This window comes from Mycobacterium sp. IDUB_28, assembly GCF_055419285.1.
Genome location: NZ_JBVAXK010000006.1, coordinates 148,728 through 164,805, shown reverse-complemented (window position 1 = coordinate 164,805; position 16,078 = coordinate 148,728). Strand labels below are relative to the sequence as shown.

Below are 16,078 nucleotides of genomic sequence, written 5' to 3'. Positions count from 1 at the left end.
CGCCGATGAGTGAAGCATTGCGCCGGATGTGGTCCAAAGATCTTGACGCGCAGACTCTTTACGAGCTGCTCAAACTGCGGGTGGAGGTTTTCGTGGTCGAGCAGGCGTGGCCCTACCCGGAGCTCGACGGGCGCGACCTGCTCGCCGAGACCCGGCACTTCTGGCTGGAATCCCCGCAGGGAGAGGTGATCTGCACGTTGCGGCTGATGGAGGAACACCCCGGCGGAGAGAAGGCCTTCCGGCTCGGCCGGTTGTGCACCAAGCGCAGCGCCCGCGGTCAGGGCCACACCACCCGGTTGCTGCGCGCCGCGCTGGCTGAGGTGGGTGACTTTCCGTGCCGGATCGACGCGCAGACCTACCTGGTCGACATGTGGGCCCAACACGGGTTCGTCCGGGACGGCGATGATTTCATCGACGGCGGCATTCCGCACGTGCCGATGCTCAGGCCCGGTTCAGGACCCGGCGCGGGAGCTCAGCGATGAAGGCCTACCCGTTCAGCGCCATCGTCGGACACGACCAGCTGCGGCTCGCGCTGCTGTTGTGTGCGGTACGCCCGGAGATCGGCGGTGCCCTGATCCGGGGTGAGAAGGGCACCGCGAAGTCGACGGCGGTGCGCGGACTGGCCGCGCTGCTGTCGGCGGCGACGGGTGCCGAAGGTGCCGGCCTGGTCGAAATGCCTTTGGGCGCAACCGAAGACCGGGTGGTGGGCTCGCTGGACCTGCAACGGGTGTTGCGCGACGGCGAGCACGCGTTCTCGCCGGGACTGCTGGCCCGCGCCGATGGCGGGGTGCTCTACGTCGACGAGGTGAACCTGCTGCACGACCATCTTGTCGACATCCTGCTCGACGCCGCGGCGATGGGACGGGTGCACATCGAACGCGACGGCATCTCCCACTCCCACGACGCCCGCTTCGTGCTGATCGGGACGATGAATCCCGAAGAGGGCGAGCTGCGTCCGCAGTTGCTGGACCGGTTCGGACTCACCGTGGATGTCCAGGCGTCCCGCGACGTCGACGTACGGGTGGAGGTGATCCGCCAACGAATGGCCTACGAGGCCGACCCGGAGGGCTTCGCGCAGCGTTACGCGCCCGCCGATGCCGAGCTGGCCGCGCGCATCTCCGCGGCCCGCGCGTTGGTCGACGATGTGGTGTTGCCGGACAACGAGTTGCGGCGCATCGCGGCGCTGTGCGCGGCGTTCGACGTCGACGGCATGCGCGCGGATCTGGTGGTGGCCCGGACCGCCGTCGCGCACGCGGCCTGGCGCGGGGCTCACACCGTGGAGGAAGAGGACATCCGGGTGGCGGCGCAGCTGGCCCTGCCGCATCGGCGCCGGCGTGACCCGTTCGACGAGCACGGCATCGACGAAGACCAACTGGACGAAGCGCTGGCCCAGGCCGCGCAATCCCAGGACGGCGAACCGGACCCGGATCCCGATCCATCGGGCGGCGGCGTCACACCCAAGAGCGATACACCACAACCGAATTCGAACCCCGCACCGCCACGGCCCAGCGCCCCGCCGGCGAAGGTCTTCCGCGCCCGGGCACTGACCGTGCCCGGCGTCGGTGCCGGGGCCCCCGGCCGACGGTCCCGCGCGCGCAACGCCGCCGGCAGCGTGGTGGCCGCCGCACCACCGGCCGACCCCGACGCCCACGGTCTGCACCTGTTCGCCAGCCTGCTGTCGGCGGCCGAGCAGGCATCGGCCGGCGGGCGGTTGCGGTTGCGGCCCGACGACATCCGCCGTGCCGTCCGCGAGGGCCGGGAAGGCAACCTGGTGATCTTCGTCGTCGACGCGTCCGGGTCGATGGCCGCGCGCGACCGGATGGCGGCGGTCAGTGGCGCCACCCTCTCGCTCCTGCGCGATGCCTATCAGCGTCGCGACAAGGTCGCCGTCATCACGTTCCGGCAGCAGGCCGCTACCGTGTTGCTGCCGCCGACCTCGTCGGCGCACATCGCCGGCCGTCGACTGGCCCGCTTCGACACCGGTGGCAGGACGCCGCTGGCCGAGGGTCTGCTGGCCGCGCGTGAGCTGGTGCTGCGCGAGCGGGTGCGCGACCGGGGCCGGCGGCCGCTGCTGGTGGTGCTGACCGACGGACGCGCGACCTCCGGCCCAGACCCGTTGGGCCGCAGTAAAATTGCCGCAGCCCGCCTGGTCGCCGAGGATGTGGCCGCGGTGGTGGTGGACTGCGAGACGTCCTATGTGCGGCTGGGTCTGGCCGGTCAGCTCGCCACCCAGTTGGGCGCGCCGGTGCTGCGGCTCGAACAGCTGCACGCCGACCACCTCACCCACGCCGTTCGTAGCGTGGCCTGATATGCCGCAGGGCATTCCGACCGAAGTTCCCGACGACGGCCTGACCACCCGGGCGCGCCGCAACACCCCGGTACTGGCCGTGCACACCGGCGACGGCAAGGGTAAGTCGACGGCCGCGTTCGGAATGGCGTTGCGGGCCTGGAATGTCGGGCTCGGCATCGGGGTGTTCCAGTTCGTCAAAAGCGCGAAATGGAAAGTGGGCGAGGAGTCGGTGTTCCGGCGACTCGGCGAGCTGCACGACGATCACGGCGTCGGTGGCGCGGTCGAGTGGCACAAGATGGGCTCGGGCTGGTCCTGGACCCGCAAATCGGGCAGCGACGTCGACCATGCGGCGGCGGCCGCGGACGGTTGGACCGAGATCAAGCAGCGCCTGGCCACCCAGCGGCACGACTTCTACGTCCTCGACGAGTTCACCTACCCCTTGAAATGGGGTTGGCTCGACCTCGATGACGTGCTGGAGGCGCTCACGGCTCGACCCGGCCACCAGCACGTGGTGATCACCGGCCGCGACGCCCCGCCGCGGCTGATCGAGGCTGCCGACCTGGTGACCGAGATGACCAAGGTCAAGCACCCGATGGACGCCGGGCGCAAGGGCCAGAAGGGAATCGAGTGGTAGCCCCCGCGCCCGCCGTCATCATCGCTGCGCCCGCCTCCGGCAGCGGAAAGACCACGGTCGCAACGGGTTTGATCGGTGCCCTGGTTCGGGCCGGGCACCGGGTGGCACCGTTCAAGGTGGGCCCGGACTTCATCGACCCCGGCTATCACGCGCTGGCCGCGGGCCGTCCCGGCCGCAACCTGGACCCGGTGCTGGTGGGGGAGTCGTTGATCGGCCCGCTGTTTCGGCACGGCACCGCGGGCGCCGACATCGCGGTGATCGAAGGAGTGATGGGTCTGTTCGACGGGCGGATCGGGGCGACCGTGACCGGCCCGGCGGTGGGGTCCACCGCGCACGTCGGCGCCCTGCTGGGCGCGCCGGTGATCCTGGTGGTCGATGCACGAGGCCAGAGCCACAGCATCGCCGCGCTGCTGCACGGTTTTTCCACGTTCGACCCCCAGACCCGGGTCCGCGGCGTCATCCTCAACCGCGTCGGTTCGGCCCGGCACGAACAGGTGCTGCGGCAGGCGTGCGAGCAGGCCGGCGTGCCAGTGCTGGGTGTGATTCCCCGCGTCGCCGAATTGGAGCTGCCGACCAGGTATCTGGGTTTGGTGACTGCCGTTGAATACGGTCGGCACGCCCGGTCGGCGGTGGCGGCGATGACGGATCTGGTGGCCCGTCATGTCGATCTGGCCGCCGTGGTGGCGGCCGCCGGGGGACGGGTCGACGACGCGGCGTGGGATCCGGCGGTCGCCGTCGGGCCGGTCGCAGGCGCCCGCGACGCGGTGATCGCGGTGGCTGCGGGAAAGGCGTTCAGCTTCGGCTACGCCGAACACGCCGAACTGCTGCAGGCCACCGGTGCGCAGGTCGCCGAGTTCGACCCGCTCAGTGAAACCCTGCCCGCGGGGACGACCGCCGTGTTGTTGCCGGGCGGGTTCCCCGAGCAGTTCGCCGCCGAGTTGTCCGCGAACGACGAGGTGCGCCGGCAGATCCGCGAACTGGCCGCTTCCGGCGCTCCGGTGCATGCCGAATGCGCGGGACTGATCTATCTGGTCTCCGACGTCGACGGACACCCGATGTGCGGGGTACTGGCCGGCTCGGCGCGCTTCGCCCAGCACCTCACCCTGGCCTACCGCGACGCCGTCGCGCTGGCCGATTCGTCGGTGTACGCGACCGGGGAGCGGGTGTCCGGACACGAATTCCACCGGACCACAATCGCTTTCAGCGACGACTACCAGCCCGCCTGGGCCTACCCGGGGGCCGGCGGGGCGCGCGAAGGCGCAGTGCACGGCGGTGTGCACGCCTCGTATCTGCACACCCACGCCGCCGCGACGCCCCGGGCGGTGGCGCGCTTCGTCGCGCACGCCACGGCCTGCACCGCCGCCACACCCGCCACTAGGCTTGCCCGGTGACCGAGAGCCCCTACCTGGTGGGACTGCGACTGACCGGCAGGAAGGTCGTCGTGGTCGGCGGGGGCAGCGTGGCGCAACGACGGCTACCACTGCTCATCGCCAGCGGCGCCGACGTGCACGTCGTCTCCCGCAGCGCCACCCAGTCCGTCGAGGCGATGGACGGGATCACGCTGACGTTGCGGGAATACCGCGACGGTGACCTGCACGACGCCTGGTATGCCATCGCGGCCACCGACGATCCGCAGGTGAACGCGGCCGTCGTCACCGAAGCGGAACGTCGCCGCATCTTCTGTGTCCGCGCGGACATCGCCGTCGAGGGCACCGCGGTCACCCCGGCGTCGTTCGAATACGCGGGCCTGTCGGTAGGCGTGCTGGCCGGTGGCGAGCACCGCCGTTCGGCGGCAATCCGGTCGGCGATCCGCGAGGCGTTGCAGCAGGGCGTCATCCTCGCCGACAGCGAGGACGCGGTGCGCGGAAGTGTGGCACTGGTCGGCGGCGGACCCGGCGATCCCGAGCTGATCACGGTGCGCGGCCGCCGCCTGCTGGCCCAGGCCGACGTCGTGGTGACCGATCGGCTCGCGCCGCCGGAGTTGCTCGCCGAGTTGGCCCCGCACGTGGAGGTGATCGACGCGGCCAAGATCCCGTACGGGCGCGCCATGGCCCAGGACGCGATCAACGCCGTGCTGATCGAACGGGCCCGGGCCGGCAAGTTCGTGGTCCGGCTCAAGGGCGGTGATCCGTTCGTGTTCGCACGGGGTTATGAGGAAGTGCTGGCGTGCGCCGAAGCGGGGATTCCGGTGACTGTGGTGCCGGGTGTGACCAGTGCCATAGCTGTACCTGCCATGGCGGGCGTTCCGGTCACTCATCGGGCCACAAATCACGAGTTTGTGGTGGTCAGCGGCCATCTGGCGCCCGACCATCCCGAATCGTTAGTGAATTGGGATGCATTGGCAGCAATGACGGGCACGATTGTTTTGCTGATGGCGGTCGAACGCATCGAACTCTTCGCGGCCGCGCTGCTGGAAGGCGGCCGACCTGCGGATACTCCCGTGTTGGTGGTCCAGCACGGCACGACGGCGGCGCAACAGACGTTGCGGGCCACCCTCGCGGAGACCCCGGAGAAGGTCCGTGCGGAGGGGATCCGACCACCCGCAATCATCGTGATCGGACCCGTCGCGGGCCTCGGGGCTTTAGACGATTCTTAAGATTACTGTAAGGTAACCTGCTATGACGGCTCTCAACGACTCAGAGCGGGTTGTCCATACTTGGACAGATGGACGCTCGCAAAGTTCGGCACAGGAGCGTCCCACGGATTCGGTGGAGACCACCTTGCAGCGCCTGAGCAGGTATTACCCGACCTGGCTGCCTTCCTACCGGTTCATCGCCGCGGTCATCGCGATCGGTGGGATGCAGCTGTTGGCCACCATGGACAGCACCGTTGCCATCGTCGCGCTTCCTAAGATTCAGGACGAGCTCAGCCTGTCCGATGCGGGCCGCAGCTGGGTGATCACCGCCTACGTGCTGACCTTCGGCGGACTGATGCTGCTCGGCGGGCGCCTCGGCGACACCATCGGGCGCAAGCGCACGTTCATCGTCGGCGTCGCCCTGTTCACCATCTCCTCGGTGCTGTGCGCGGTCGCATGGGATGAAGTGACCCTGGTCATTGCGCGGCTCTCGCAGGGCATTGGTTCGGCGATCGCATCGCCGACCGGTTTGGCGCTGGTGGCGACGACCTTCCCGAAGGGGCCGGCGCGTAACGCCGCGACCGCCGTGTTCGCCGCGATGACCGCGATCGGTTCGGTGATGGGTCTGGTGGTCGGCGGGTTCCTGACCGAGTACTCCTGGCGGCTGGCGTTCCTGGTGAACGTGCCGATCGGGCTGGTGATGATCTACCTGGCCCGCACCGCGCTGCGGGAAACCAACCGCGAGCGGATGAAGTTGGATGCCGCAGGTGCGATGCTGGCCACCCTGGCCTGCACCGCGGCCGTCTTCGCCTTCTCGATCGGGCCGGAAAAGGGCTGGATCTCGGTGACCACCATCGGTTCGGGCGTGGTGGCACTGGCCGCCGCGATCGCCTTCGTCATCGTGGAGCGCACCGCGGAGAACCCGGTGATTCCGTTCGAGCTGTTCCGTGACCGCAACCGGCTGGTCACCTTCGGCGCGATCTTCCTGGCCGGTGGCGTCATGTTCAGCCTGACCGTGTCGATCGGCCTGTACGTGCAGGACATCCTGGGCTACAGCGCGCTACGCGCCGGCATCGGGTTCATCCCGTTCGTCATTGCGATGGGGATCGGCCTGGGCATCTCCTCACAGCTGGTGTCCCGGTTCTCGCCGCGGGTGCTGACCATCGGCGGTGGCTGGCTGTTGCTGGGCGCCATGATCTACGGCTCCCTGTGCATGCACCGCGGCGCTCCCTACTTCCCCAACCTGGTGTTGCCCATCGTCGTCGGCGGCATCGGGATCGGGATGGTCGTCGTTCCGCTGACGCTCTCGGCGATCGCCGGCGTCGGGTTCGACCAGATCGGTCCGGTCTCGGCGATGACGCTGATGCTGCAGAGCCTGGGCGGGCCGTTGGTGCTGGCGGTCATCCAGGCCGTGATCACCTCGCGCACGCTCTACAACGGCGGCACCACCGGGCCGGTGAAGTTCATGAACGAACTGCAGCTGCATGCCCTCGACAAGGGCTACACCTACGGGTTGCTGTGGGTGGCCGGCACGGCCGTCATCGTGGGGTGTGCGGCGCTGTTCATCGGTTACACGCCGGAGCAGGTCGCGCACGCGCAGGAGGTCAAGGAAGCGCTGGACGCGGGCGAGCTGTAGCCCGCCGCGCCCTTCGCGTCGCCGCGCCCTTCGCGTCGCCGCGCCCTTCGCGTCGCCGAGCCCGCATTCGCCGCTACCCCCACGCGTCGCCGAGCCCGCATTCGCCGCTACCCCCACGCGTCGCCGAGCGTCACGCCAGCGTGGCAATGGCACGCGAGCGTCGCGCTGGCGTGACGCTCGACGCACCGAGACCCCACCTTCGCCGAGCCACAGCCTTCGCCAAGCCGCCACGCGTCGCCAAGTCCCACGCTCGCCCAGCCGCGCTTTTCGCCGGGCGTCACGCCAGAGTGGCGATGGCAGGTGAGCGTCGCGCTGGCGTGACGTTCGACGCGCCGAGACCCCACCTTCGCCGAGCCGCGGGCCTCGCTAAGCCTCCACGCGTCGCCAAGCCCCACGCTCGCCCAGCCGCGCTTTTCGCCGAGCGTCACGCCAGAGTGGCGATGGCAGGTGAGCGTCGCGCTGGCGTGACGTTCGGCGCGCCGAGACCCCACCTTCGCCGAGCCGCGGCCTTGCTAAGTCCCCACGCGTCGCCAAGCCCCCACGCTCGCCCAGCCGCGCTTTTCGCCGAGCGTCACGCCAGAGTGGCGATGGCAGATGAGCGTCGCGCTGGCGTGACGTTCGATGCGCCGAGACCCCACCTTCGCCGAGCCGCGGCCTTGCTAAGTCCCCACGCGTCGCCAAGTCCCACGCTCGCCCAGCCGCGCTTTTCGCCGAGCGTCACGCCAGAGTGGCGATGGCAGGTGAGCGTCGCGCTGGCGTGGCGTTCGATGCGCCGAGACCCCACCTTCGCCGAGTCGCGGGCCTCGCTAAGCCTCCACGCGTCGCCAAGTCCCACGCTCGCCCAGCCGCGCATGTCGCCGAGCGTCACGCCAGAGTGGCGATGGCAGGTGAGCGTCGCGCTGGCGTGACGTTCGACGCGCCGAGGCGCCGCGGTCGCGCTGGCGTGACGCTCGACGCGGCGAGGACCCGCCGTCACGCTGGCGTGACGCTCGACGCGGCGAGGACCCGCCGTCACGCTGGCGTGACGTTCGACGCACTGCGGACCCGCCGTCGCACTGGCGTGACGCTCGACGCACCAATACCCCGCTCGCCCACGTGACGCCCGACGCACCGGGCCGCAGGCTAGGCTGCCGCCTGTGATCACCCGGATGTCCGAGCTGTTCCTGCGCACCCTGCGCGACGACCCCGCCGACGCCGAAGTGCCCAGCCATAAGCTGCTGATCCGCGCCGGCTACGTGCGGCCCATCGCGCCCGGGCTGTACAGCTGGCTCCCACTGGGCCTGCGGGTGCTGCGCAACGTCGAACGCGTCGTGCGCGAGGAGATGAACGCCATCGGTGGACAGGAGATCCTGTTCCCCGCGCTGCTGCCGCGCGCGCCCTACGAGACCACCAACCGCTGGACCGAGTACGGCGACAGCGTCTTCCGGCTCAAAGACCGCCGCGACAACGACTACCTGCTGGGGCCGACGCACGAGGAACTGTTCACCCTCACCGTCAAAGGGGAGTACAGCTCCTATAAGGACTTCCCGCTGACGCTGTATCAAATTCAGACGAAGTTCCGCGACGAGGCGCGACCCCGCGCCGGGATCCTGCGTGGCCGCGAATTCGTGATGAAGGACTCCTATTCCTTCGATGTCGACGCGGCCGGGCTCAAGACCTCCTATCACGCCCATCGCGAGGCCTACCAGCGCATGTTCGCGCGCCTGCAGGTGCGATACGTGATCGTGTCGGCGGTTTCCGGCGCGATGGGGGGCAGTGCCTCCGAAGAGTTTCTGGCCGAGAGCCCGATCGGTGAGGACACCTTCGTGCGTTGCCTGGAATCGGGCTACGCGGCCAACGTGGAAGCCGTCGTCACCGCGCGCCCCGAATCGAAACCCACCAGCGACCTGCCTCCCGCGCAGGTCTACGACACCGGCGACACCCCGACCATCGCCACCCTGGTCGACTGGGCGAACGCCGCCCTGGACCGCCCCGTCACCGCCGCCGACACCCTCAAGAACGTCCTGATCAAGGTCCGCCAGCCCGGTGGCGACTGGGAGTTGCTGGCCGTGGGCGTGCCCGGGGATCGCGAAGTAGACGACAAGCGGCTGGCCGCAGTCCTGGACCCCGCCGAGTACGCGTTGCTCGGCGACGCCGACTTCGCCCGGCACCCCTTCCTGGTGAAGGGGTATATCGGGCCGAAAGCCTTGCAGGACAACGGTGTTCGATATCTGGTGGACCCGCGGGTGGTGGACGGCACCAGCTGGATCACCGGGGCCGACGAGCCCGGACGCCACGTGGTCGGCCTGGTGGCCGGCCGCGACTTCACCGCCGACGGCACCATCGAGGCCGCCGAGGTACGCGAAGGCGATCCCTCCCCGGACGGGGCGGGCCCGCTGGTGATGGCGCGCGGCATCGAGATCGGGCACATCTTCCAGCTGGGCCGCAAATACACCGACGCGTTCACCGCCGACGTGCTCGGCGAGGACGGCAAGCCGGTGCGGCTGACCATGGGTTCCTACGGCGTCGGGGTGTCTCGCCTGGTCGCCGTCGTCGCCGAACAACACCACGACGAGTTCGGGCTGCGCTGGCCGGCGTCGATAGCGCCGTTCGGCGTGCACCTGGTGATCGCCAACAAGGACCCCGAGGCCCGGCTGGGAGCCACCAAACTGGCCGCCGATCTGGACAAGGTGGGCGTCGAGGTGCTGCTCGACGATCGCCAGGCCTCGCCCGGGGTGAAATTCAAGGACGCCGAATTGCTCGGCGTGCCCTGGATCGTCGTGGTGGGCCGGGGCTGGGCCGACGGGCGGGTGGAACTGCGTGATCGGTTCACCGGAGAGAAATCGGAGTTGGCCGTCGGCGACAGCCTCGCCACCGACCTGGTAGCAGCCATCACACGTCATTGACTCTGCGCTGCGGGCGCCCATCACCCGCACGACTGCGCCGTGGCCGCAGAGTGAGTTACTCGTTTCCGCCTGGGAACGACGTGGTGATCGGCCAGCCGCCCAGCACCTTGTTCCAGCGGGCGGCCATCACCGCACTCTGGGTCAGGGCGGTGGCGGCGAACGCGCGGTCCTCCGCGGTATCGGCGTGCTCGACGACCGCGCGCCAGGCCGTCGCACCGTCGTTCTCCATCCGCGCCGCCAGCCGGGCCGCTTCGGACGGGCTGCCCACCGGGGACGGCAGCTGATAGCCGGCCGCGGCCACCGGGGCGGTGGCCTTGCGCGCGGTCAGCATCGCGATCACGTCGTCGCGGCGTTGCCGGTGCTGATTGAGCGCCTCCACCACCAGGTCGTTAACGCTGGGCGGTGACATCGCGGACACGATGCCGTACCCGTAGATCGTGGCGTGCTCGACGGCCAGAGCTTCGCCGAACGCGGTGATATCGGCATCTTTGCCGGCCGGGGCACGTTTCGGGCCGGTCATATCGACGGTCCTCCAGGGACCAGCGCGACGGTGGCCGACGCGGTGCAGGATGCGGCGATCGAGGCGAGCAGCCCCGACCGGTAGCCCGAGGACGTCGCCAGCAACCGGCTGGCGTCCTCGGCCGACTTGCGCAACGAGTCGATCACGTCGGACACCGGCGGCGGTGGTGGCGGCTCCTGCTCGGTCGGGCTGGCGCTTGCGCCGCTGCTGCTCGTCTCACTGGTCGACGAGACCAGCTTGCCCGCGGCGCGGGCGATCTCGGTGGACAGCGCCCGGGCGTGCGCGGCGCGCTGGGTGGCGACCACGGTCAGCGCGGCCGCGATCTGCGGGGGGCTGCCGACGGCTCCGGCCGCCGCGGCCGCCAGCGCACTGTCGCGGCGGGCCTGGTCCAACGGAGCCAGCAACTCCTCGACGGCGGGGGGCTTGGGCGCCGGCTCGCTGCAGGCGGTCGATACCACCCCTAGAGCGGCAAGAGCGGCCCCACCGGCGAGTACGCCCCGCCTGCTGATGACGGGTACTGCTCTGGGCACGTCCCTCATCCTGCCATCACAGGACACCGCAGCGACGCCAGGCACGTTGCCGTCATACCCGGACGACGCGATCAGGGCGTCATTGCCGGTTCCTGGCGTATCGTGGATAGCTGGCTTGGACAACTCAAGATGAGGAGCTCGCCGTGACCACCGAGCTACCTTCGCAGACGCAGGTGATCGAGCTACTCAGTGACGAGTTCGCGCGCGCCGGCTACGAGATCGATGACGTGCTCATCGACAGCCGCACCCGCCCGCCGCGAATCACCGTGGTCGCCGACGGCGACACCGCCCTGGATCTGGACACGATCGAACAGCTGTCCCGCGTGGCGTCGACGCTGCTGGACGGCGCCGACGGTGGTCAGGGCGCGCCCTACGTCCTGGAGGTCAGTTCTCCGGGGGTGGACCGTCCGTTGACCAGCGACAAGCATTTCCGGCGCGCACGCGGACGCAAAGTGGAGCTGGCGCTGGCCGACGGCTCGCAGTTGACCGGCCGCGTGGGCCAGACCAGCGGCGACACGGTCGCGCTGGTGGTCCGAACCGGCCGCGACCTGGCCGTGCGCGAGATCCCGCTCAGCGAGATCACCAAAGCTGTTGTGCAGGTTGAGTTTTCGCCGCCGGCACCGGCAGAGTTGGAGTTGGCCCACGGGACGGAGGCCGGAGCATGAACATCGACATGGCCGCGCTGCACGCGATCGAGGTGGACCGGGGCATCTCGGTAAACGAACTGCTCGACACGATCAAGTCCGCGCTGCTCACCGCCTACCGGCACACCCAGGGGCACCAGAATGACGCCCACATCGAGATCGACCGCAAGACCGGTGTGGTCAAGGTGATGGCCCACGAGACCGACGACGAGGGCAACCTGATCGGCGAGTGGGACGACACCCCGGAGGGTTTCGGGCGCATCGCCGCCACCACGGCGCGTCAGGTGATGCTGCAGCGTTTCCGCGACGCCGAGAACGAGCGCACGTTCGGTGAGTTCTCCACCCGCGAAGGCGAGATCGTCGCCGGGGTGATTCAGCGCGACAGCCGGGCCAACGCCCGCGGGCTGATCGTGGTGCGCATGGGCACCGAAACCAAAGCCTCCGAGGGCGTGATCCCCGCCGCCGAACAGGTGCCCGGCGAGACCTACGAACACGGCAACCGGGTGCGCTGTTACGTCGTCGGGGTCAGTCGCGGTGCCCGCGAACCGGTGATCACCCTGTCGCGCACCCATCCCAACCTGGTGCGCAAGCTCTTCTCGCTGGAAGTGCCCGAGATCGCCGACGGGTCGGTGGAGATCGTGGCGGTAGCCCGGGAGGCCGGCCACCGCTCCAAGATCGCGGTCAAGTCCAACGTGGCGGGGCTGAACGCCAAGGGCGCGTGCATCGGCCCGATGGGCCAGCGGGTCCGCAACGTGATGAGCGAGCTGTCCGGGGAGAAGATCGACATCATCGACTACGACGAGGACCCGGCCCGGTTCGTGGCCAACGCGCTGTCGCCGGCGAAGGTGGTCTCCGTTTCGGTGATCGACGCGACCGCCCGCGCAGCCCGCGTGGTGGTGCCCGACTTCCAGTTGTCGTTGGCCATCGGCAAGGAGGGCCAGAACGCACGGCTGGCGGCCAGGCTCACCGGTTGGCGCATCGACATCCGGGGCGACGCGCCGGCCCAGCCCGGCAACCAACCCGAGCAGGGCGCCGCCCACGGAGTGCCGCAGGACCATTAGCCCGCCGCAGTACACCGGGCCCGCCGGGTGGTTCAGGGCACCGGTCCGGTGACGCTAAACTAAACCGTGATCCAGCGCGAGCCTTCGGTCTCGGCGCACGGAAGCCCGGATAACCCCAGCGGACCGGTGCGGACATGTGTCGGGTGCCGGAAGCGAGAGTTGGCCGGCGAACTGCTTCGAGTGGTGGCTCGGTCGGATGGGAACGGCGGCTACGCCGTGATCGTTGATCCGGCCGGACGCCTGCCGGGGCGGGGTGCGTGGCTGCATCCCGTTCCGCAGTGCCTACACCAAGCAATTCGGCGGCGGGCTTTCACCAGAGCGTTGCGCATCACCGGTTCGCCGGAAACATCCGCGGTGGTCGAGCACGTGAGTCCACCCGTAACAGAACAGGTAGCGAAGAACATGAGCACACCGTGAAGTCCCGATGACCATGTGTCATAGCTAATACCCGAGGCGCGGCCCAGCACTGTCGCCTCTTAGACAGGAGATGTAGTGGCAGGTAAGGCCCGCGTACACGAGTTAGCCAAGGAACTCGGTGTCACCAGCAAGGAAGTCCTCGCCCGACTGAACGAACAGGGCGAATTCGTCAAATCCGCATCCTCGACCGTGGAAGCGCCGGTAGCCCGGCGGTTGCGCGAGTCCTTCGGCGGCAGCAAACCCGCCGGCCAGAAGGCCCCGGCAAGCTCGCCCAGCGCCCCCGAGAAGGTGGCAGCCAAGGCGCCCGATGCGGCCCTTGATCAAGCACTCGACAAGGCGGTCGGCAACGGTGCCGCGGTCCCCGCGCCTGCCAAACCCGCAGCGCCTGGGCGCCCGGCGCCACCCGCAGCTCCGCCCACCCCGGCCGCACCGGCCGCCAGCACGCCCACTCCTGCTGCGCCGGCACGGCCGACGCCCGGGCCTCCGGCACCCACACCCGCCCCGGGCCAGCCCGGCCCGCAGGCACCCCAGCCGGGTGCAACGCCCGGACCGCGTCCGGGCCCGGCGCCCAAGCCCGGGGTCCGCACCCCGCGCGTCGGCAACAACCCGTTCTCGTCGGCGCAGCCCGTCGACCGGCCCATCCCGCGGCCGCACCCGCAGGCTCCGCGGCCCGGCGCACCCCGGCCGGGTGCACCACGCCCCGGCGGCGCTTCGCCGAGCAGCATGCCGCCGCGTCCCGGCGGTGCCGCGGGCGGTCCCCGTCCGCCGCGCACCGGCGCGCCCCGGCCCGGCGGTGCCCGGCCCGGCGGTGCCGGTGGCGGACGCGACGGCGGCGGCGGTAACTACCGCGGCGGTGGCGGCGTCGGTGCCGCACCCGGCGGCGGCGGTCCCGGCGGTTTCCGCGGCCGGCCCGGCGGTGGCGGTCCCGGTGGCGGCGGTGGCCGGCCCGGCCAGCGCGGCGGTGCTGCAGGTGCGTTCGGCCGGCCCGGCGGCGCGCCGCGGCGGGGCCGCAAGTCCAAGCGGGCCAAACGCGCCGAGTACGAGAACATGCAGGCGCCGGTCGTCGGCGGCGTGCGGTTGCCGCACGGCAACGGCGAGACCATCCGGCTGGCCCGCGGGGCGTCGCTGAGCGACTTCGCCGACAAGATCAACGCCAACCCGGCCGCGCTGGTGCAGGCGCTGTTCAACCTCGGCGAGATGGTGACGGCCACCCAGTCGGTGGGCGACGAGACCCTCGAGTTGCTGGGCAGCGAGATGAACTACGTGGTCCAGGTGGTCAGCCCCGAGGACGAGGACCGTGAGCTGCTGGAGTCCTTCGACCTGACCTACGGCGAGGACCAAGGCGACGAGGACGACCTGCAGACCCGGCCGCCGGTGGTGACCGTCATGGGTCACGTCGACCACGGTAAGACCCGACTGCTGGACACCATCCGTAACGCCAGCGTCCGCGAGGGCGAGGCCGGTGGCATCACCCAGCACATCGGTGCCTACCAGGTTGCCGTCGAATTCGAGGGCAGCGAGCGGCTGATCACCTTTATCGACACCCCGGGTCACGAGGCGTTCACCGCCATGCGTGCCCGCGGCGCCAAGGCCACCGACATCGCCATCCTGGTGGTCGCGGCCGACGACGGTGTGATGCCGCAGACCGTGGAGGCGATCAACCACGCCCAGGCCGCCGACGTGCCGATCGTGGTGGCGGTCAACAAGATCGACAAGGAGGGCGCCGATCCGACCAGGATCCGGTCGCAGCTCACTGAGTACGGTCTGGTGGCAGAAGACTTCGGTGGCGACACCATGTTCGTCGACATCTCCGCCAAGCAGGGCACCAACATCGCGGCACTCGAAGAGGCGGTGCTGCTGACCGCCGATGCCGCGTTGGACCTGCGGGCCAACCCCGACATGGAAGCCCAGGGTGTGGCCATTGAGGCGCACCTGGACCGCGGTCGCGGTCCGGTGGCCACCGTGCTGATTCAGCGCGGCACCCTGCGGGTCGGCGACTCGATCGTCGCCGGCGACGCCTACGGCCGCGTCCGACGCATGGTCGACGAACACGGCGAGGATGTGCACGAGGCGTTGCCGTCGCGTCCGGTGCAGGTGATCGGTTTCACGTCGGTGCCCGGCGCCGGCGACAACCTGTTGGTGGTCGACGAGGACCGCATCGCCCGGCAGATTGCCGACCGGCGCAGCGCTCGCAAGCGCAACGCGCTGGCAGCGCGCAGTCGCAAGCGGATCAGCCTGGAGGACCTGGATTCGGCGCTGAAGGAAACCAGCCAGCTGAACCTGATCCTCAAGGGTGACAACGCCGGTACCGTCGAGGCGCTGGAAGAGGCCCTGATGGGTATCGAGGTGGACGACGAGGTGGCGCTGCGCGTCATCGACCGCGGCGTCGGTGGCATCACCGAGACCAACGTCAACCTGGCGTCGGCCTCGGATGCGATCATCATCGGCTTCAACGTGCGGGCCGAGGGCAAAGCGACCGAGCTGGCCAACCGCGAGGGCGTGGAGATCCGCTACTACTCGGTGATCTACCAGGCGATCGACGAGATCGAGAAGGCCCTGCGCGGCATGCTCAAGCCGATCTACGAGGAGAACCAGCTGGGTCAGGCCGAGATCCGGGCGATCTTCCGGTCCTCCAAGGTCGGCATCATCGCCGGCTGCATGATCACCTCGGGTGTGGTGCGCCGCAACGCCAAGGCGCGGTTGCTGCGGGACAACATCGTGGTCACCGAGAACCTTTCGATCAATTCGCTGCGCCGGGAGAAGGACGACGTGACCGAGGTCCGCGAGGGCTTCGAGTGCGGTCTGACACTGGGCTATTCGGATATCAAGGAAGGCGACATCATCGAGTCCTTCGAGCTGGTCCAGAAGGAACGCGCCTGACCACGA

13 protein-coding genes are annotated in these 16,078 nt (G+C 69.7%); 11 read left to right on the top strand and 2 right to left on the bottom strand.

Going from position 1 to position 16,078, the window contains the following annotated elements:
- Positions 1-5 precede the first annotated feature (5 nt).
- From ACZYZ9_RS14665 to ACZYZ9_RS14635, 7 genes are all read left to right on the top strand, one after another.
- A complete protein-coding gene (locus ACZYZ9_RS14665; RefSeq protein ID WP_463826980.1) occupies positions 6-482 on the top strand; it encodes a GNAT family N-acetyltransferase in 477 nt (158 codons plus the stop codon).
- Positions 479-2,308: a magnesium chelatase subunit D family protein gene (locus ACZYZ9_RS14660; RefSeq protein ID WP_463826979.1), complete on the top strand. Its 1,830-nt coding sequence runs from the start codon at positions 479-481 to the stop codon at positions 2,306-2,308. Before ACZYZ9_RS14665 ends, ACZYZ9_RS14660 begins: the two co-directional genes overlap by 4 nt.
- Before the next feature lies 1 nt (position 2,309).
- On the top strand, positions 2,310-2,924 hold the full coding sequence (cobO, locus tag ACZYZ9_RS14655; RefSeq protein ID WP_463826978.1) for a cob(I)yrinic acid a,c-diamide adenosyltransferase: 615 nt from the start codon (positions 2,310-2,312) through the stop codon (positions 2,922-2,924).
- On the top strand, positions 2,918-4,315 hold the full coding sequence (locus tag ACZYZ9_RS14650) for a cobyrinate a,c-diamide synthase (protein WP_463826977.1): 1,398 nt from the start codon (positions 2,918-2,920) through the stop codon (positions 4,313-4,315). Before cobO ends, ACZYZ9_RS14650 begins: the two co-directional genes overlap by 7 nt.
- Entirely contained in the window at positions 4,312-5,520 is a 1,209-nt protein-coding gene (gene cobA, locus ACZYZ9_RS14645; RefSeq protein ID WP_463826976.1) for a uroporphyrinogen-III C-methyltransferase, read from the top strand. The genes ACZYZ9_RS14650 and cobA overlap by 4 nt, the downstream gene beginning before the upstream one ends.
- 22 nt (positions 5,521-5,542) lie before the next feature.
- Positions 5,543-7,135 (top strand): MFS transporter, encoded by a 1,593-nt coding sequence (locus ACZYZ9_RS14640; RefSeq protein WP_463826975.1) that lies wholly within the window; start codon positions 5,543-5,545, stop codon positions 7,133-7,135.
- Between the two features lie 1,136 nt (positions 7,136-8,271).
- Entirely contained in the window at positions 8,272-10,020 is a 1,749-nt protein-coding gene (locus ACZYZ9_RS14635; protein WP_463826974.1) for a proline--tRNA ligase, read from the top strand.
- A 55-nt stretch (positions 10,021-10,075) separates the two neighbouring features.
- Here ACZYZ9_RS14635 and ACZYZ9_RS14630 read toward each other — a convergent pair whose 3' ends face one another.
- On the bottom strand, positions 10,076-10,540 hold the full coding sequence (locus ACZYZ9_RS14630; protein ID WP_463826973.1) for a ferritin-like domain-containing protein: 465 nt from the start codon (positions 10,538-10,540) through the stop codon (positions 10,076-10,078).
- Positions 10,537-11,070, bottom strand: a complete 534-nt coding sequence (locus ACZYZ9_RS14625) for a hypothetical protein (RefSeq protein ID WP_463826972.1) — start codon at positions 11,068-11,070, stop codon at positions 10,537-10,539. Before ACZYZ9_RS14625 ends, ACZYZ9_RS14630 begins: the two co-directional genes overlap by 4 nt.
- Positions 11,071-11,213: 143 nt before the next feature.
- On the opposite strand from ACZYZ9_RS14625, the gene rimP reads away from it, so the two are divergent.
- The 4 genes from rimP (at position 11,214) to infB (ending at position 16,072) form a co-directional block, all read left to right on the top strand.
- Complete coding sequence (gene rimP / locus ACZYZ9_RS14620) at positions 11,214-11,735, top strand: ribosome maturation factor RimP (protein ID WP_463826971.1); 522 nt, start codon at positions 11,214-11,216, stop codon at positions 11,733-11,735.
- Positions 11,732-12,775: a transcription termination factor NusA gene (nusA, locus tag ACZYZ9_RS14615; protein ID WP_463826970.1), complete on the top strand. Its 1,044-nt coding sequence runs from the start codon at positions 11,732-11,734 to the stop codon at positions 12,773-12,775. Before rimP ends, nusA begins: the two co-directional genes overlap by 4 nt.
- Before the next feature lie 66 nt (positions 12,776-12,841).
- Complete coding sequence (locus ACZYZ9_RS14610) at positions 12,842-13,192, top strand: YlxR family protein (protein WP_463826969.1); 351 nt, start codon at positions 12,842-12,844, stop codon at positions 13,190-13,192.
- A gap of 75 nt (positions 13,193-13,267) precedes the next feature.
- Positions 13,268-16,072, top strand: a complete 2,805-nt coding sequence (gene infB / locus ACZYZ9_RS14605; protein WP_463826968.1) for a translation initiation factor IF-2 — start codon at positions 13,268-13,270, stop codon at positions 16,070-16,072.
- Positions 16,073-16,078 lie beyond the last annotated feature (6 nt).